We start from the raw sequence: 17,231 nt of genomic DNA on the forward strand, positions 1-17,231 counted from the left end.
GTTGCCTACCGCAACCACTGCGCCGGCGACCGGTGTCCCGGCGGGCAGCCGGGGCGCCGGGGTACGGCGGCGTGCGCGCTGGGCCACGCTCCGCCGGGCGCGCCACGGTGTCCCCGCGCTGGTGTTCGCACTGCCCGTGCTGATCGTGTTCCTGCTGTTCTCCTGGGGTCCCGTCGTTCGTGGTCTGGTGATGAGCCTGCAGAAGACCAACCTGGTCGACCCGGTGCTCTGGGTCGGCCTGGAGAACTTCCGGTACGTCCTGCAGGATCCGCTGGTCGGTCAGGCCACGCTGAACACGTTGTGGTTCACGCTGCTGGCACTGCTGTTCGGGTTCCCGGTCCCGGTCCTGCTCGCGATGTTCCTGTCCGAGCTGCGCGGCCGGTCGTGGCTGTACACGACCCTCGCCTACCTGCCGGTGATCATGCCGCCGGTCGTGGCGATCCTCTTGTGGCGGTTCTTCTACGACCCGTCGTCCAGTGGCTTGTTCAACAGCATCCTCGGGGTGTTCGGGCTCGGACCGTTCCCGTGGCTCGACAGCCCGTCGTCGGCGATGCCGTCGATCGTCCTCGAGGCGACCTGGGCCGGCGCGGGCAACGCGGTGATCATCTATCTCGCCGCGCTGACCTCGGTCCGGGCCGATCTGTACGAAGCGGCCGAGCTGGACGGAGCGGGCATCGTACGGCGGATCTGGCACGTGATGTTGCCGCATCTGCGCGGCGTGCTGCTGCTGATGCTGCTGCTCCAAGTGGTCGGCACCATGCAGTTGTTCACGGAGCCACTGCTGTTCACCGGCGGCGGTCCGCAGAACTCGACGGTGACGATTCTGCTGCTCATCTACAACTACGCGTTCGTCAACGGCGACTACGGTGCAGCGACCGCGCTCAGTGTCCTGCTGGCCTTGGCCCTGGCCGCGCTGTCGGCGGCGTTCCAGCTCGCGACTCGCCGCTGGAGCACCGAATGAGCGCCACCGAGCGGGGAGCGCTGTCCGTGACCGACCGCCGGCAGCCGCGCGTCCGGGTACCGTTCGTGATCGGCCAGGTGGTCGTCCTGGCCGGCTTGCTGGTCGCCGGCCTCGGCCCGCTGCTGTGGTTGCTCAAGGCAGCGATCTCGCCGACCCAGGACAGCGTCCGCAAGCCGCTCGCGCTGTTCCCGTCCGGGGAGATCCAGTGGCAGAACCTCGCAACGGCCTGGCAACAAGGACACATCGGCTATTACCTGGGCAACACGGCGATCATCGCTGCCGGTACGGCGGCAGCGTCGCTGGTCGTCTGCGCCACCGCTGGGTACGTGCTGAGCGTCCTCCGTCCGCGGTGGGGCGGACTGCTGTCGGCGGCCGTCCTGGCGACGTTGTTCGTGCCGCACATCGTCTCGCTGGTGCCCTTGTACCTGACCGTGCTCGAACTGCCGGTCACCCACACGAACCTCACCAACACGTTCTGGGCCGTCTGGCTGCCGCCGGCGGCCAACGCGTTCAACGTACTGATCGTGAAGCGCTTCTTCGACGGCATTCCCCGTGAGTACTTCGAAGCGGCGCGGATCGACGGCGCCGGGACGCTGCGGGTCTTCACCGCGCTCGTCCTGCCGCTGTCGAGGCCGATCCTCGGCGTGGTCGCGCTGCTGAGCATCATCTCCTCCTGGAAGGACTACCTGTGGCCCCTGCTGGTGCTGACGAATCCGGATCTGCAACCGATCTCGGTGGCCTTGCCCAAGATCGCCAAGGTGACGGAGCTCAACATCCAGTTGGCGGGCCTGTTTCTCGCCCTGGTGATCCCGGTCGCGCTGTTCCTGGTCTTCCAGCGGGCGTTCCTGCGCGGAGTCGGACTGTCCGGAGGAATCAAGGCGTGAAACGGGTGCTGGTCACCGGCGCGGACGGTTCCATCGGCCGGGCCGCGGTCACCGGCCTGCTGGACGCCGGGTACGCCGTGACGGGCCTGTCGCTGCGCTACGCCCATGTCTGCGCAGCGGATCGCCGGCTCGTCGGCGACGCCCGGTCGCCCGTGGACGTCGCGGCCGCGCTCGACGGCGCGGACGCCGTACTGCACCTCGCGGCGATCCCGCATCCGAGCCTCGGCACGCCGGAGGAGGTGTTCGCGAACAACGTCGCGGCGACCTTCAACGTGCTCGCCCAGGCCGGACAGCGGGGGATTCGCCGGGCCGTGATCGCGAGCAGCATCAACGCGTTCGGCGTACCGATGAACGTGAACCCGGTGTTCCCGGCGTACTACCCGCTCGACGAGGAGGTGCAGGCCGACATCGCGGACGCGTACTCGCTGTCGAAGAGTGTGGACGAACAGAGCGCGCGGATGGCGTGGCGACGCTGGGGAACCAACGTGATCGCCCTGCGCTTCCCGCTCGTGAAGACACGTGCCGAGCTGCTCCGGTTCGCCGCCGTGGCCGAGCGGGACCCGTCGACGATGGCTCGTGAAGGCTGGGCGTACCTCGACCTGCGGGACGGCGTCCGGGCGATCGTCGCCGCGCTCGAGTCGCCGGCCGCCGGTGCCCATGTCGTCGGGCTCGCGGCCGACGACATCCTGATCGACCGGCCGACCGGCGAACTCCTGCGCGAGCACGCCCCGGCGGTGCCACTGCGCCGCCCGGTCCGCGGCCGTGACTCCCTGGTCGACATCGCGCGTGCGCGGGAGTTGCTCGGATTCACACCGCGGTACTCGATCCACGACCAGGATCAGGTGGTCTCCGCGGTCACCACCTGAGGAGCGACGTACTGGATGCCGGGCCGCGGGTCGGGTTCGAGGAGTCGCGCCGCCACCAGTCGGCCCATCTCCTCGAGACCGACGTCGATGGTGGTGAGGTGATGGGTGACGCGCTGGTCGTGCATCAACTGCTCCCAGTTGTCGACACCGATCAGCGCGACGTCACCTGGCACGTCCCGGCCGGAGGCGCGGACGACGCGTTCGACACCTCGGGCGATCGCGTCGCTTCCGCAGAAGACGGCGTCCAGGTCCGGGGCCTCGGCCAGCACCTCGGCGACGGCCTCGGCGCCCCAGCCCTCCCGCCAGCGGCCGAACCGCGGCGCCGTCACCCACTCGATCCCGGCATCGGTCAGGACCTGCTCGGCGCCGGCGAGGCGGCGTTGTACGGCGTGGTCGTGCGGCTCGGCGGTGATGTGGGCGATCCGGCGGCGACCGGTCGACAGCAAGTGGTTCACGGCGAGCCGGCCGATCGCGGTGTCGTCGGAGGTGATGATGACGTCGTCCGGGTCCCCGGTGAAGGTGAAGGCGTAGACCACCGGGACGTCGAAGCGGCTCGTCAGCGACGGCGTGGGGAACGACGTACCGGTTCCGATCACGATCACGCCGTCGATGCGCCGGGCCCGCAGCTGCAGGATGCTTTCGGCGACGTCCTGCTCGTCGATCCGCGCGTCGTACAGCAGGATCGCCCGTTCCTTGGCGCCGAGCTCGGTGGCGGCGGACGCGAGCACCACCCGGGTGAACGGGTTCGAGGCGCGGTGGGTGAGGACGCCGATCGTCTGGCTGCGGCCGCGCGCGAACGAACGGGCCAGCGCGTTGTGCCGGAACCCGAGCCGGTCCGCGGTCACCCGGACGTGCTCCCTCGTCGCCTCCGAGATCCGATCGGTGCCGTTCAGTGCCTTGGAGGCCGTGGACAGCGAGACGCCGGCCGCGGCGGCCACGTCGGACAGCGTGATCACTTGGTCGGCCATGCACACATCGTAGTCAGGTCGCGAGCCGTTGACAGCAGCCGCGGGGCGTATCAGGGTGTGATTTGCGAAACCGCTTTCGCTTCGGGAGGAGAACCCGCATGCCCCGTCGCCGCTCCGGCATAGCCAGCCTTCTCGCGGCCGGCCTGCTGCTGGCCGCCGTACTCGAGTCACCTGCCCGGGCCGCGGCGACCGCCGCGCCGGTCCTCACCATCGCGCCGACGACGGTCGGCAACGTCTTCACCGCCGGCGACCAGGTCGGGCTGGGGTTCCGCACGGACGCCGCCGCGCTCGAGTGGACCGTCCGCGACGCGGCCGGCACGGAGGTCGCGAAGGGCTCCGCGTCGACCGCTTCGCTCGGCGGCCGCCTGATACTGCCGATCACCGCGCCGGGCTGGTACCGGACCGATCTGACGGCGGTCGGATCCGACGGCACCACCACGCCCGGCGGCACCGACTTCGCCGTACTGGCACCGCACGACTTCTCGGGGTCGACCGACACGCGGATCGGTGTGGCGTCCGCGCTGGCGTTCGGCGGCGCGGCGAACCCCGGGCTGGAGGCCGTGCCGCTGATGGCGGCCGGAGGCATCTCGACGGCGCGCGACGAGGCGTTCTGGTCGTCGGCCGAGACCACGAAGGGTGTCATCCAGTTCCCGCAGAAGGTCAAGGACTACAAGGCCGCGCTGGACGCGAACAACGTCGACTTCCTGAACATCCTCGACTACGGCAACACCCTGTACTACCCCGACGAGGCGCCCGCGACGGACGAGCAGCGTGCGGCGTTCACGCGGTACGCCGTGGCCGCGGTCGACGAGTTCGGCACCGAGCACACGACGTACGAGCTCTGGAACGAGTGGAACCTGCGCGACCCGAACGGTGCGGCCAAGGCGAGCGCGGACAACTACGTCGCGCTGCTCGAGATGGTGAGCGGCGCGGTCCGGGCGAAGCACCCCGACGTCAGGCTGACCGGCCCGTCGCTGGCGGTCATGAACGACTGGCAGGGCTGGTTCACCCGGTTCGCGGACCTCGGCGGACTGGACTACGTCGACGCGGTGACCATTCACCCGTACGTGCAGCCGCTGGACCCGGAGGCGTCGGTGGCCTACGTCAACACCATCCGCGGCATCATGGCGGCGCACGGCGTCAGCAAGCCGATCTACATCACGGAGCAGGGCTGGGCGACCGGTACCAATCCGAGTTCGGTGTCCGAGCCGACGCAGGCGCGTGACCTGGTCCGTGGGCATCTGCTTGCGTACGGCAACGGTGTCGCCCGGTACAGCTCGTACAACTTCATGGATTCCGGCAACGATCCCGCGAACCTCGAGCACCGGTTCGGCCTGGTGCGCAACCGGCTCGACGCGCGCGGCGCACTCGTCCCGAAGCCGTCGTACGTCGCCACCGCGGTCCTGGCCCGGCAGATCGACGAGCTGCCACTGATCGGCCAGCGCCGCTTCGGCGCCGGCGGGTACGACGTCGCGTTCGACGCCGGCGGCGGCCAGAGCGTCCACGCGGTGTGGTCCACGACCCCCGTCGTCGTGGCGGCGACGGCCCCCGCGGGCTCGACCGTGAAGGTGACGAACCTGTACGGCGCCGAGACGACTCTGACCGCGGACGCCGGGGGACATGTCTGGGTCAGCGCAGGGCCGGAGCCGATCTACCTGCGGGGCGCGATCATCGGCCCCATGCTCCCGTCGGGCCGGTTCGCGTTCTCGGTCGGTTCCGAGGTGGCCGGCGATCCGGTCACCGGCACATTGACCTTCACCAACCCGGATCCGGTCACGCACGCGTTCACCGTCACCGCGGGCGGTGGTCAGGCTAGCGGTTCGGTCGCCGCCGGTGCCACCGCGACGGCTCAGGTGACCTATCCGGCGCAGGACTCGACCGGCCCTCGCACCTACTCGGCCGCGGTCGAGGTCGACGGCCGGCAAGTCGCGTGGCTGTCGACCGGCGGTACGGCGAACGCGCCGCTGGCGATCACCGGTTCGCACGTCCGCAACGGAGCCGGCAAGGATCTCCTCCGGTTCCGGGTGACCAACGCGTCGTCGCGGCCGCTGACGATCAGCGGCGTGGAGTGGTCCTCGGGGGCCGCCTCCGGCACGTTGCTCACCGGGGCCACGATCGCTTCGCACGCGACGTCGTACGCCGATGTGGAACTGCCCGTCACGGCGCCGTCGACGTGGTCCGCCACGATCCGGCGTACCGGTCCGGCCGACATTCGCGCGACGGGCAAACTCAGTCCGGTCGGCGCCGCGACCAGGGCGGTCAGGCACACGGTGACGCTCGACGGCGTCGTCGATCCGGCCGTGGCGAGATTGCCGGCCATCTCGCTGGCCGGCACCGGGACGCCGCCGGTCCAGGGCTGGACCGGACCGGACGACCTGTCCGGGTCGCTTTGGATCACCCATGACGACCGGAACCTGTACCTGTCGGCCCGGGTCACCGACGACGCGTTCGCACAGCCGAACCGGAACGGTGACATCTGGGCGGGCGACAGTCTCCAGCTCGGCATGACCGCCGGTTCGCCCGGTGAGTCGGCCGACGCACAGGAGATCGGCGCCGCGTTGACCGGCGCGGGAACCGTGGACACGTGGCGGTGGACTCCGGTCGCGCAGGCCGGTGCGCCATCGGGTGTCCAGGCGAAGGTCGTCCGTGACGCGGCCGCTCGCACCACGACGTACGAAGTCGCCGTTCCCTGGCCGGCACTGGCGTTCGCTCCAGAGGATCGGTTGCTGGCAGCAACTGTGGTGATCAACGAGAACGACGGCGCCGGTCGCCGGGGCTGGCTGACCTGGGGCAAGGGCGTGGCGGAGACCAAGAACCCGGCCGGGTTCAACCCCGTCTTCCTCGACCCCGCGACCCACTGATCGCCATGAAGCGCCTACTGACCTTGGTCCTCGCAGTACTCCTGCTCTGCGTCGGCACGGTGACCACCGCCCAGGCCGCCGTACTGACGTTGTCTCCGATCGCTGTCGGCAACGTGTTCACCGACGACCAGCCGGTGAAGGTCGGCCTCAGTACCGACGCGGCCTCGGTGACGTGGTCGGCGGCCGACGTCAACGGCACCGTCGTCGCGACCGGCAGCCAAGCGGCCGCGAGCACGTTGCAGGTCCCGGTCACCACCCGCGGGTGGTACAAGCTCACAGTCCAAGCCGGTACGACGACCGCGCAGACCACGTTCGCGATCCTCGGCCCGGTCAGTACGTCGCCGATCGCGGGGCTGACCACCAACCGGATCGGCGACTTCGAGACCACCGCCGAAGGCTGGACCTTCTACCCGGGCAGCGAGTACCCAGGTGCCACCGGCAGCTTCGCGCTCGACGGCACGGACAACCATTCCGGGACCAGTTCGGGGAAGCTGTCCGGCAACTTCGGCGCCGGCGGTGCGTACGTCAGCGTCAGACGGGCGCTCCCGGCGGTCAACGCGACCAGCCTGAGTTTCTGGGCGAAGTCGCCGAATCTGTCGTTTCTCACGCTCCGCCTGACCGACACCACCGGTCAGGTCCACCAGCAGCGCTTGACGCTGTCGGAAGTCACGAGTTGGCAGCCTGTGGCCGTCACCAGGTTCGACGGCGGCAAGCAGTACGTGCACTTCGGCGGCGCCGACGACGGCGTCTGGCACGGCCCGGCCAAGGCGGTCGAGGTCGTGCTGGACAAGGCAGCCATCCCCGGTGCGACCAGTACGACGGTGAACCTCGACGACCTGACTCTGAACGCGCCCGCCGCGCAGCCGACCACACCTCTCGGTGACTACGAGAGCGCTGCCGAGGGTTGGTCGTTCTATCCCGGCAGCGAGTTTCCGGGCGCGACCGGCAGCCTCACGCTCGACCCGAGCACGGCCGCCACCGGCGTGCAGTCGGCCAGGCTCTCCGGCAACTTCGCCGGCGGCGGCAACTACGTGGCGCTGCAGCGCTCGATGGTGCCGGTCAATCTGAGCGCGCTCAAGCTGTCGGTGAAGAGCAGTCAGGTGTCCTCGATCGGGCTTCGGCTCACGGACGCGACCGGGCAGGTACACCAGCAGCGGCTGACGCTGTCCGGCGCGACCGCCTGGCAGCAGTGCACCGTCAGCCGTTTCGACGGTGGCACCGGGTACCTGCACTTCGGCGGTGCCGACGACGGCATCTGGCACGGTCCGGCGAAGGCGGTGATGATCACGCTGGACCGTACCTCGATCATCGGCGGCGGTACGACGGCGACCGTCTCCGTCGACGCGGTCACGGCGACGACGGCAGCGACGCTCGTCGGCGCCGGAACCCACTTCGGGCTGGGGTGGAGCACCACCCCGATGCCACTGCTGGTGCAGTCCGGAGCTCGCGGTGGGCGCGACGAAGCCCAGTGGTACCAGGCCGAGACGACCCGTGGGACGTACGCGTTCCCGCCGAAGATCAGCAACTATCTCCAGGCCTGGCAGACGAACGGCCTCGATCCGCTGCTGATCGCGGACTACGGCAACCCGCTGTACGACGACGTACCCGACGACCAATTCGACGCGCCGTTCACGGATGCCGGCCGGGCCGCGTTCGCGAACTACGCCGACGCCCTCGCCACCCAGTTCCCGCAGATCAAGAACCTGGCGATCTGGAACGAGTGGGACGTCAACGCATCCGGCCCGTCGAACAAGACGCCCGAGAGTTACCTGGCGCTGCTCCAGGCGACGTACCCCGAACTCAAGGCCAACCACCCCGGGCTCACGATCGTCGGCGGCGGCGACACCGACGTCACACAGGTCGCGTGGTTCGAGGCGTTCTGCCGGCTGGGCGGGCTGAAGTACCTGGACGTGGTGTCGATCCATCCCTACAACTTCCTCAAGGCTCCGGAGAGTCTCGACGCGGCGATCGACCGGGTGCGCGCGCTGATCCGGCAGTACAACGGCGGAGTGGACAAGCCGATCTGGGTCACCGAGTCCGGCTGGTTCACCGGCACGGCGCCGGACAACGTGACCGAGCCGGTGCAGGCGATGTACGTCGCCCGTGCCCAGATGACTGTCCTGGGGCGCGGCGTCGAACGGTACTACCTCTACGACTTCATGAACGACGGCACCAACGTGGCTGACAAGGAGCACAACCTCGGTCTGGTGCACAACCCCTCCGACGTCCTCGGGCCGTACACGCCCAAACCGGCGTACGTCACCTATGCCACCGCTGCCCGCCAGTTGCGCGGCGCGACGTACCTCGGAAAGGAGTACCCGGGCAACGGCGTGATCGACCAGGTCTTCGCCGCGAACGACGGCACCCCGCTACGTGCGGTCTGGACCGCGAGCGGTACGGGTACGACGGTCACCGTCAACGCGACCGGACCGATCCAGGTGACGACGGCCTTCGGCGTGTCCACGACATACACCCCCAACACCAACGGCCAGATCACCGTGCCGGTCGGCACCTGGCCGACGTACATCACCGGCTCCACCGTCACCTCCCTCACCCAACCCTGACCGGCCGATTCCAGGTCCGGTTCATGGCAGCGGGCGAGACTACTGGCCGGCTGACTGTGGCGCGAACACGTGCTGCAGTCACGGTGAGGTGGTTGGCTCGGCAGCCTTGAGGGTGGTGCCGATCTGGCGGGACCAGGCGCGGATCTCGTGCCAGTCCCTCGAGTCGCCGACGAGGCGTTCGAGATCGCGATCGTGCAGGACGGCGTCGGCCTGGAGCTCGCCTGCGAAGGTCTTGACCGGTGGTGCCTGGAACTCGCGGGCCAGCCGGGCCACTTCGGGAGGGACGGGCTGTTCCTCGTGACTGCTGGGCCCGATCGGGCCGGAATGGAACAGCCAGACACGGCGGGTGCGCAGCCGGCGCTCGTGCCGGCGCAGGAACCGGACCGCTTCGGGCAGCCAGCCCCCGTTGTAGATCGCACTGCCGATCACGACGGCGTCGTACGGCGTGACCGCCAGGACCGCGCCGATCTCGCGCACCTCGACCTGGAGACCCTCGCTGCGAAGCTCGGCACCGATGGCGGCGGCGATGCTCGCGGTCGCACCCAGCTTGGTGGCGTACGTGACCAGCACGTTCGTGGGCATCAGATCCTCCTTCGTGCCTGGAATGTGTGGCGGGCCGCGGGTAGGGCGAAGGCGAGGGCGGGGACGCACCAGAGCCAGAAGCCCCAGCCGAAGAGCATCAGGGCGAGGTGGAAGAGCACGACCGCGAGGTAACCGAGGAGGCGGAGCTTGACCAGGAGTACGGCGATCGTCAGTTCGCCGGTGGCCAGGAGCAGCGCCCACAGGGTGGGATGCGCCATGAAGACGCTCTGCCAGGCGTCGCGGGTCCAGTCGAAGAGCGCCGCGTCGGCGAATCCTTCGTACGAGCGCGGTGTGGTGAGCGCCAGGAAGGTGTGGACGCCCGCGCCGGAGCCGAAGAGCGCGACGAAACCCCACAGGGTGGCGCGCCAGACAGTTGCTGAGGGCATCTGAGTGTCGGTGGTCGTCATGTCAGCCTCCGGTTGCGGCGGCGGGGATGATCGCGACGGGGCAGTCGGCGTGATGGAGGACGGTTTGGCTGACGGAGCCGATCAGCATGCCGGCGAAGCCACCTCGGCCACGGGCGCCGAGGACGATCAGATTCGCGTCTGATGACAGGCGCAGGATGTGTTCGGCCGGGTGACCGCTGATCTGGATCAGTTCCGCCTCGTGGCCGCCGCGCTGGTGGACGGCCTCGCGGAGTTGGTCCTCGGTGATCCGGTGCAGTTCGGTCCCGGTGGGCTGGGCGGCGACGACGCGGACGGGCAGTCCGTGGCGGCGGGCGTAGTCGATGCCGTAGTCGAGGGCGGCGTCGCCCGCGGACGACCCGTCGTACCCGATCACGACGCGCACTCCGGCCAGGACGCCGAGATCCGGTCGTACGACGACCACCGGGCAGCGGGCGTTGGCGGCCAGGTCGAGGCCGGTGGCGCCGACGAGCGCGCCGAGCATCACACCGAGTCCGCGGCTGCCGATCACGACGACGGCGGCATCGCCGGACGCCTTCACCAGGACGGTCGACGGCGAACCGGTGTCGATCCGGGAGTCGATCTCGATTGCCGGGTTCAGCTCACGGGAGAGTCTGACCGCGCGGTAGACGACGTCGCCGGCGCTGGACGGGGACTCACCGGACTCGACAGCGTGCAGCAATCGCAGTTCGCTGCGCAGGGACGCGGCTTCGGCGACGGCCCATTTGACGGCGACGTCGGCGGCCGGTGAGCCGTCGATCCCCACGACCACGGGTTTGTGTTTCATACCGCCTCCTCGACCCCAGGATCGGCCGTCCGGCCGGTGTCGCGCACCGGCCGATCGGTCCATTCGTCTCGGGACCTTCGGATCGGATCACGACGGTCACACCGCAGACGGGTCCTTCGGCCCTGGGGCGAGCGGTCGGCATCGCGTTCCCTCGAAGAGCACTCCCGCGCTGCCGGCTCATCCAGTTGCGCGATCCGGGGTACTCGTCAACGGAAGGACAACGATGAAAGCAGCAGTCGTCACCGACTTCAGCAAGCCTCTGGAGATCCAGGAGGTACCGATCCCCGACCCGGGGCCCGGCGAGGTTCTGGTCCGGATGCAGACCAGCGGTCTGTGCCACACCGACATCCACGCGGCACACGGGGACTGGCCGGTGAAGCCGGCGCCGCCGTTCGTCCCCGGACACGAAGGCATCGGCGTCGTGGAGAGGCTCGGGGCCGGCGTGACGGAACGCGCCGTCGGCGACCGGGTCGCGATCGCCTGGCTCGGCTACGCCTGTGGCAAGTGCCGGTACTGCATCAGCGGCTGGGAGACGCTGTGCCTCGAGCAGCACAACTCGGGGTACTCCGTGAACGGCAGCTTCGCCGAGTACGCCGTCGTGCCCGCGGCTTTCGCGACCGTCGTTCCCGAGGGCGTCTCGTCGCGGGACGCGGCACCGTTGACCTGCGCGGGCGTGACGACGTACAAGGCGATCCGGGTCGCGAACGTGGTGCCGGCCGAGACGGTCGCGATCTTCGGTGTCGGGGGACTGGGCCACCTGGCGCTGCAGTACGCGCGGATCGTGGGTGGTATCACCATCGGTGTCGACGTCGAGGACACCAAGCTCGACATGGCCACGGAGCTCGGCGCGGACCATGTCGTGAACGCGGCGAAGACCGATCCCGTCGAGGCGATCAAGGCACTCGGCGGCGCTGACGTGGCCGTCGTACTGGCCGCGAACCCGCGGGTGTTCGATCAGGCGTTCCAGTCGCTGCGGCGGGGCGGGAGGCTCGTCTGCGTCGGGCTGCCCGGTGACAACGCGGCCATGACGGTTCCGATCTTCGACGCCGTGCTGAACGGCAAGAGCGTGATCGGCTCGATCGTCGGCACCCGCAACGACCTGGCGGACGTCTTCGCCCTGCACGCGGCGGGACGGACGCGGGTCATCGCCGTCGACCGCAAGCTCGACGAGGTGAACCAGTCGATCGCGGACGTGCTCGCCGGTGAGGTGCCGGCCCGGGTCGTGTTCCAGTTCTGATGACCACGACGATCGGCTGCCCGGCCGAGACCGAGTGGCACGAGCAGCGCGTAGCCGTCACACCCGACGTGGTGGGGCGGCTGCGCCGGGTCGGTCTCGAGGTGATGGTCGAGGCCGGTGCGGGACGTGCGGCGGGATTCCCGGACCTGGCGTACGTCGCGGCCGGTGCGCGCATCGCCGCGCGGTCGGAGGTCTTCGCCCGGTCGGACATCCTGGCGGTGATCCATCGGCCCGACTGTGGGCGGCTGCGGGCCGGGCAGGTCGTCATCGGCCTGCTGCGCCCGTCCGACGATCCCGCGGAGCTGGCGGGGGTCACCGCGCTGAGTTTCGAAGGACTGCCCCGGACGCTCGACCGGGCGCGGCCGATGGACGTACTCGCCTCACAGGCCTCGGTGGCCGGCTACAAGGCTGCAGTGCTCGCCGCTGACACGTTCGGCGGCTTCTTCCCGCCGATGCCGACCGAGGGCGGGACGGCGCGTCCGGCCAAGGTGCTCGTCCTCGGTGGCGGAGTCGCCGCCTCGCAGGCCGTGGCTACGGCACGACGCCTGGGCGCGTCGGTGACGGCGTACGACGTCTGCGCGGCGGATGCCGGGTGGGACGAACAGGAACGGGGTATGCCGGCGGTGATCCGGGACTTCGATGTGGTCATCACGACCGCCCAGGTTCCGGGTCAGCCGCCGCCGGAACTCGTGCCCGCCGAGGCAGTGGCAGCGCTCGCTGCGGGATCGGTGGTTGTCGACCTGGCTGCTGGGCCGCTCGGTGGGAACGTAGCCGGTTCCGTGCCGGACGGACGGACCGAGACGGCGAACGGCGTGATCGTGCTCGGGGCGGGGAACCTGCCCGCGCGGATTCCGCGGGCAGCGTCGTCGGCATGGGCGGCCAATGTCGCGGCCTTGCTCGAGTACCTGATGCGCGACGGTTCCCTCGTACTCGATCCGGACGACGAGATCACGGCCGGCCTGGCTGGCGGTCACCAGGGGCACCCGACCACTGTGCCGGAGGCGAGGAGGCCGTAGTGGCCGTCGTACCTCGCGTACAAGGCGTGTAGCCGGCCGGTCGACCGCAGCGTGAAGATCTCCACCGGGGCGCCGGTCAGGTCCAGCCGCTCGATTGCCTCGGCGACGCTGCGCCGCTCGGCCGCGGCCAGCGCGATCGGCGGCCACGTGACGTCCAGGCCGATCGGATTCGGCCGCGGCTGGATGACGCGGTAGCGGCCGGGGCCGTTCCGGATCACGATGCTGTGCTGCCGGCTGTATTTCTCCCGGAACAGCTGAAAGCGGTAGTCCATCGCGTTGAGCACCACGATCGCGTCGGCCACGGTCATCGGAGCGGGATCGCAGAGCTTCCGCCGAGCGAGCTGGCGCCGGTCGGGCGGCAGCAGCTCCGGCGGTGACGGTGCGGGGAGCACGAACACACGTTCCCGCAGCGCCGCGGCCAGCGTGTCCGGATACACCTGCAGCTGCTCGATCGTGCGCGTCGCGAGCAGGCCGACGAGTTCGGACATCGTCGCGGCGGCCACCTGGGCCCGGACGCGGCGCCGCTCGCTCAGCTGTACGTCGACCTGCCCGATCAGCGGTCTGCGCAGACCAGGCTCCGGCAGCCGCGTGAGTCGGACCCGGCTCGAGTTCCCCCACGGACCGAGGATCGGCGCCAGGTGTTCATGGATGACCGACGCGGCGTCGGTCGGCACGATCCCCGCGGTACTCACCGGAATCGGCGCGGCGGACCGCACCGGCACGACTGTGCTCATGTTCCCCCCGTGTGGTTGCCTCAGTGGTGATGGAGCTGTTCGGTGCTGAGGACATGGGAGTCGGGCCCCGGGAAGAACAGCGTCTCCGCACCGGTGTCGTCCCAGCGCACCAGGTACGGCGGCCCGCCGTCGGCCCCGTGCACCTCGAGGATCATGCCGCGCCGCGGTGGCGCACTCAGATGGTTGCTCTCGACCACCAACCAATTACCCGCCGTCGCTTTCATGATCCACTCCTTTCACTCCCAGCACCTGTACGGTCCCACCCCGCACCGCACCACCGGCAGGTCCAACAGCCCCGATTTCCGGGCCGTTGGTCCCACGGCCTTCTGAATCCACAGCCTGACGGTCCGCCGGTGCCATCGCACGACTGACGGCATCTGCCGGCCGTCGTCCTCCTGTGAGTGCGGCACCTGCGGCTCATGGGCGGTTGACGACGGAGTGGTGGATTTCTTCGGTGAGGCGGTGGATTTCGCGGGTCAGTTCGGTGTTCGTCTTGAGTTCCTGTTCCTGTTCCCTGAAGTCGTGGTCGGCCTTGGCGCGCTGGAAGGCGGCCTGGCGGTTCTGGCCGATCATGACGAAGGTGGACAGGAAGATCGCCTCCAGCGAGACGATCAGGGTGAGTTTCGGCCAGGGGTCGCGCTCGAGGATCAGCATCCAGGCGGCGAAGGCGACGGCGTGCAGGTAGACGAAGTACATCGAGCCGGCGAACGCGGTGATCGCGTCGGCGACCCGCAGCTGGACGTCGGCGGCCCGGGCCTGCTCGTGCGCGAGCACGGCAGGGTGCCGCGGCCGGTCCTCGACCCGTGGACGTGGTGCGGAGCGCGGCCGCTGCGTCGGGGCGCGGGTGGTGCCCATCTGGAGGTCAGCCGAGGAAGTGGCCGGCTGGGTGCTTGTGCCGGGCTGTCTGCTTGCCGCTCGGACGATGCCAGGTGCTGCGTTCGGTGGCGTCCAGGGCGGCGCTGATGTCGATGGCCCACGCGCGGATCTTGTTCCAGTCGCGAGAGTCCGTGGCGAGGTTGCCTCCGGCAAGCCGACGGGCGAGGAACCCTCTGGCGGTGTCCGGTTCGAGGCTGCCGGCGAAGGTGACCGCGGGGGTCGCGCCGATCTCGTGGGCAAGGCGGCGGACGGCCGGCGGCATCGTCTGTTCCTCGTTCTTGTCGGGACCGACCGGTCCGCTGTGGAACAGCCAGACCTGGCGCTGCCGGAGCTCGCCGACGTGGTGGCGGAGGAACTGTGCGGCGTCGCGCCGCCACCGGCGGATGTAGAGCGCGCTGCCCAGGACGACGGCGTCGTACGAGGCGATGTCCCGCACGGCGGCCACCGCACGTACGTCGACCGCGTGCCCGTGCGCGCGCAGCTCGTCACCGATCACCGCGGCGATGCCCGCGGTCGCACCCGATTTGCTGGCGTAGGCGACCAGCACCTTCTTGGACATCCGAACCTCCTAGGGGGACCGGCTCCAGCACACCAGCCGGCGCGGTGGCGAGTGCAGTGCCGAAAGGCCCGGGTGCCCAGGACCCAACGGCACTGGTCCTCCGGGCGACCGCGCGATGGACTGGCTGTGAGACTGGCGAAGGGCTGGAGGTCGCGATGAGGCATCCGTTGAAGGTGTCGGACGTGATGACGCGGGACGTGATCACGGTGACCGAGGAGACGCCGTACAAGGAGATCGTCTCCGTGCTCGCGGACAACCACATCAGCGCCGTTCCGGTGGTCAACCGGTACGGCGGCATCGGCGGGGTCGTGTCGGAGACCGACCTGATCCGCAAGGAGGAGTTCCAGCGCCGGCAGACGCCGTGGATGCTGCGCTGGTGGCGGCACGCGGCGCGCTCGAAGGCGGCCGGGCTCCGGGCCGGTGAGGTGATGTCGCGTCCTGCGGTCACGATCGAGCAGAGCGCGACGATTCCCGAGGCGGCGCAGCTGATGGCGGCCCGCGGCATCACCCGGCTGGTCGTCACCCACGACGACGTTCTGGCCGGCATCGTGACCAGATCGGATCTGCTGAAGACTTTCCTGCAGCCCGACGACCGGTTGCTGCAGCGGGTCCGGCGGGAGGTCGTCGTCCATGCGCTGTGGGACGACCCGTTCAGCATCGAGGTCAGCGTCGAGGATGGCATCGTGACACTGTCCGGCGACGTCGAGCAGCGCAGCACGGCCGACATCGCCGCGAAGCTGACGGCCGAGGTCGACGGTGTGGTTGCCGTCGTCAACGAGCTGTCCTGGGTGTTCGACGACACGGCCGCGACACCGCACCCACAGCCGTCCCCAGAGCTGCGCCGCCGTCCCTGACGCGGCGGCGACATCGAGCGTCGCCGTGCGGGTGGGCCCGGCGATGGCTGCTGGATCAGGCGGTGGCCAGCCGCTCGCCGTCGCGCGGCCCGCCGGCGGACAAGGATGCGCCGATCAGTGTGATGAGATCCGCGCGAACGGCCGACTTGGTGACGCGCAGCAGGTCGTCGTGGCCGAGGCCTTGGCGGCGCAGCCGGTGGCCGGTCGTGAGGACGAGGCGGAGGACTCGTCCGGGCGCGACGGCACCCGCGTACTCGAGGGACAGTTGCTCGGCGAGCTGCCGCAGACCGGTCTGGGTCGTTACGACGTCGAGCGGGTTCAGATGAGTCATCACCTGACCCATGAAAGAGGCTGCGCGGCGGACACGTGAGGGTCCAAGGTCCCGAATCGCCGGGACCGCAGCCTCAGAATGCCGGCGGGGTCTCAGCCACCGGACCTTCGCCCTGGCGACGCTGTCCGGTCGTTGGCCAGGGCAGCCATCAGCGTGAATGCGAGAGCGGTGAAGGCCGCCGCGGGCAGCAGCGCGGAAAGCCATGTGCTGTCGAAGCCGGTCCACCAGCGCAGGAGAACGACGCCGGGGAACAGGGCAAGGTAGCTGCTCACCGTGACGACCAGGAGCTCTCGCCACCTGCCGGCAAGGGCCCGCTGTGCCTTGCCGGCCGGACGGGTCGTCGGCCGGGTTCGCGCGGCGCGCGCGAGGCCGATGCTGATTAGCACGCCGAGGAGTGGTGGCCCGAAGCCGCCGCCCACGAGCAGCAGCAACACCGAAAGACCCAGCAGCACCCAGGCGTCGTGGCGTCGTGCTTGTGCCCGTGCTGCCCACCAGCCGAGGGCCAGCGAAACCACAATCGTCACGACGCCCGACACCCGCAGATCCGGGATCAGGGTCATCGCAGGCTCGCTGTTCAGTGGCTCGAAGGCCACCACGTGGGGCCACGACTCGATCACCACCGACGTCGTGCGGGCGCTCGGCTGCGTCAGCTCGCCGATCCCGTGCTCGGCTCCCGCAAGGGCGGCCAGCGCGCCGAGCGCCGCGACCACTGCAGGCATCGCCCTGCCGCGGCGTCCGTTGAGGTGT

The 17,231-nt window shown here is 69.8% G+C and carries 18 protein-coding genes; 8 read left to right on the forward strand and 10 right to left on the reverse strand.

Annotated features, from left to right (window positions below):
• Position 1: 1 nt before the first annotated feature.
• The 3 genes from ABN611_RS30340 to ABN611_RS30350 are packed head-to-tail and all read left to right on the forward strand — an operon-like array spanning position 2 to position 2,711.
• The gene (locus tag ABN611_RS30340) at positions 2–961 is read left to right on the forward strand and encodes a sugar ABC transporter permease (protein WP_350275681.1); all 960 of its coding nucleotides are present in this window, start codon (positions 2–4) and stop codon (positions 959–961) included.
• Positions 958–1,845 (forward strand): carbohydrate ABC transporter permease, encoded by an 888-nt coding sequence (locus tag ABN611_RS30345; RefSeq protein ID WP_350275682.1) that lies wholly within the window; start codon positions 958–960, stop codon positions 1,843–1,845. The genes ABN611_RS30340 and ABN611_RS30345 overlap by 4 nt, the downstream gene beginning before the upstream one ends.
• Positions 1,842–2,711, forward strand: a complete 870-nt coding sequence (locus ABN611_RS30350) for an NAD(P)-dependent oxidoreductase (protein WP_350275683.1) — start codon at positions 1,842–1,844, stop codon at positions 2,709–2,711. Before ABN611_RS30345 ends, ABN611_RS30350 begins: the two co-directional genes overlap by 4 nt.
• On the opposite strand, the gene ABN611_RS30355 is transcribed toward ABN611_RS30350, so the two are convergent.
• The gene (locus ABN611_RS30355; protein ID WP_350275684.1) at positions 2,684–3,679 is read right to left on the reverse strand and encodes a LacI family DNA-binding transcriptional regulator; all 996 of its coding nucleotides are present in this window, start codon (positions 3,677–3,679) and stop codon (positions 2,684–2,686) included. The two genes, ABN611_RS30350 and ABN611_RS30355, sit on opposite strands and share 28 nt — an antisense overlap.
• Before the next feature lie 98 nt (positions 3,680–3,777).
• On the opposite strand from ABN611_RS30355, the gene ABN611_RS30360 reads away from it, so the two are divergent.
• Positions 3,778–6,540 carry a sugar-binding protein gene (locus ABN611_RS30360; RefSeq protein WP_350275685.1) on the forward strand — a complete coding sequence of 921 codons (2,763 nt, stop codon included), beginning with the start codon at positions 3,778–3,780 and terminating at the stop codon, positions 6,538–6,540.
• 5 nt (positions 6,541–6,545) lie between these two features.
• Positions 6,546–9,104 carry a glycosyl hydrolase gene (locus ABN611_RS30365; RefSeq protein ID WP_350275686.1) on the forward strand — a complete coding sequence of 853 codons (2,559 nt, stop codon included), beginning with the start codon at positions 6,546–6,548 and terminating at the stop codon, positions 9,102–9,104.
• A 78-nt stretch (positions 9,105–9,182) separates the two neighbouring features.
• Here ABN611_RS30365 and ABN611_RS30370 read toward each other — a convergent pair whose 3' ends face one another.
• From ABN611_RS30370 to ABN611_RS30380, 3 genes are read right to left on the reverse strand one after another with little or no spacing between them, the layout of a single operon-like run.
• Positions 9,183–9,686: a flavodoxin domain-containing protein gene (locus ABN611_RS30370; protein WP_350275687.1), complete on the reverse strand. Its 504-nt coding sequence runs from the start codon at positions 9,684–9,686 to the stop codon at positions 9,183–9,185.
• Positions 9,686–10,093 carry a hypothetical protein gene (locus ABN611_RS30375; protein ID WP_350275688.1) on the reverse strand — a complete coding sequence of 136 codons (408 nt, stop codon included), beginning with the start codon at positions 10,091–10,093 and terminating at the stop codon, positions 9,686–9,688. Before ABN611_RS30375 ends, ABN611_RS30370 begins: the two co-directional genes overlap by 1 nt.
• Before the next feature lies 1 nt (position 10,094).
• Positions 10,095–10,877, reverse strand: coding sequence for a universal stress protein (locus ABN611_RS30380; RefSeq protein ID WP_350275689.1), 783 nt, complete (start codon positions 10,875–10,877; stop codon positions 10,095–10,097).
• Positions 10,878–11,100: 223 nt separating this feature from the next.
• Here ABN611_RS30380 and ABN611_RS30385 point away from each other — a divergent pair, with 223 nt between their 5' ends.
• The gene (locus ABN611_RS30385; RefSeq protein WP_350275690.1) at positions 11,101–12,114 is read left to right on the forward strand and encodes a zinc-dependent alcohol dehydrogenase; all 1,014 of its coding nucleotides are present in this window, start codon (positions 11,101–11,103) and stop codon (positions 12,112–12,114) included.
• The gene (locus ABN611_RS30390; protein ID WP_350275691.1) at positions 12,114–13,130 is read left to right on the forward strand and encodes an NAD(P)(+) transhydrogenase (Re/Si-specific) subunit alpha; all 1,017 of its coding nucleotides are present in this window, start codon (positions 12,114–12,116) and stop codon (positions 13,128–13,130) included. The genes ABN611_RS30385 and ABN611_RS30390 overlap by 1 nt, the downstream gene beginning before the upstream one ends.
• On the opposite strand, the gene ABN611_RS30395 is transcribed toward ABN611_RS30390, so the two are convergent.
• The 4 genes from ABN611_RS30395 to ABN611_RS30410 form a co-directional block, all read right to left on the reverse strand.
• Complete coding sequence (locus ABN611_RS30395) at positions 13,085–13,864, reverse strand: sigma 54 modulation/S30EA ribosomal C-terminal domain-containing protein (protein WP_350275692.1); 780 nt, start codon at positions 13,862–13,864, stop codon at positions 13,085–13,087. The genes ABN611_RS30390 and ABN611_RS30395 overlap by 46 nt on opposite strands.
• Before the next feature lie 20 nt (positions 13,865–13,884).
• Entirely contained in the window at positions 13,885–14,088 is a 204-nt protein-coding gene (locus tag ABN611_RS30400; protein ID WP_350275693.1) for a DUF1918 domain-containing protein, read from the reverse strand.
• Positions 14,089–14,281: 193 nt separating this feature from the next.
• Positions 14,282–14,719 (reverse strand): DUF1003 domain-containing protein, encoded by a 438-nt coding sequence (locus ABN611_RS30405; RefSeq protein ID WP_350275694.1) that lies wholly within the window; start codon positions 14,717–14,719, stop codon positions 14,282–14,284.
• A gap of 7 nt (positions 14,720–14,726) precedes the next feature.
• Complete coding sequence (locus ABN611_RS30410; protein ID WP_350275695.1) at positions 14,727–15,299, reverse strand: flavodoxin domain-containing protein; 573 nt, start codon at positions 15,297–15,299, stop codon at positions 14,727–14,729.
• Positions 15,300–15,454: 155 nt separating this feature from the next.
• On the opposite strand from ABN611_RS30410, the gene ABN611_RS30415 reads away from it, so the two are divergent.
• Positions 15,455–16,153: a CBS domain-containing protein gene (locus tag ABN611_RS30415; protein WP_350275696.1), complete on the forward strand. Its 699-nt coding sequence runs from the start codon at positions 15,455–15,457 to the stop codon at positions 16,151–16,153.
• Between the two features lie 55 nt (positions 16,154–16,208).
• Here ABN611_RS30415 and ABN611_RS30420 read toward each other — a convergent pair whose 3' ends face one another.
• Complete coding sequence (locus ABN611_RS30420) at positions 16,209–16,484, reverse strand: hypothetical protein (RefSeq protein ID WP_350275697.1); 276 nt, start codon at positions 16,482–16,484, stop codon at positions 16,209–16,211.
• A 92-nt stretch (positions 16,485–16,576) separates the two neighbouring features.
• Complete coding sequence (locus tag ABN611_RS30425) at positions 16,577–17,203, reverse strand: hypothetical protein (protein WP_350275698.1); 627 nt, start codon at positions 17,201–17,203, stop codon at positions 16,577–16,579.
• Positions 17,204–17,231: the final 28 nt, after the last annotated feature.

Source organism: Kribbella sp. HUAS MG21, assembly GCF_040254265.1.
Classification (GTDB): domain Bacteria; phylum Actinomycetota; class Actinomycetes; order Propionibacteriales; family Kribbellaceae; genus Kribbella.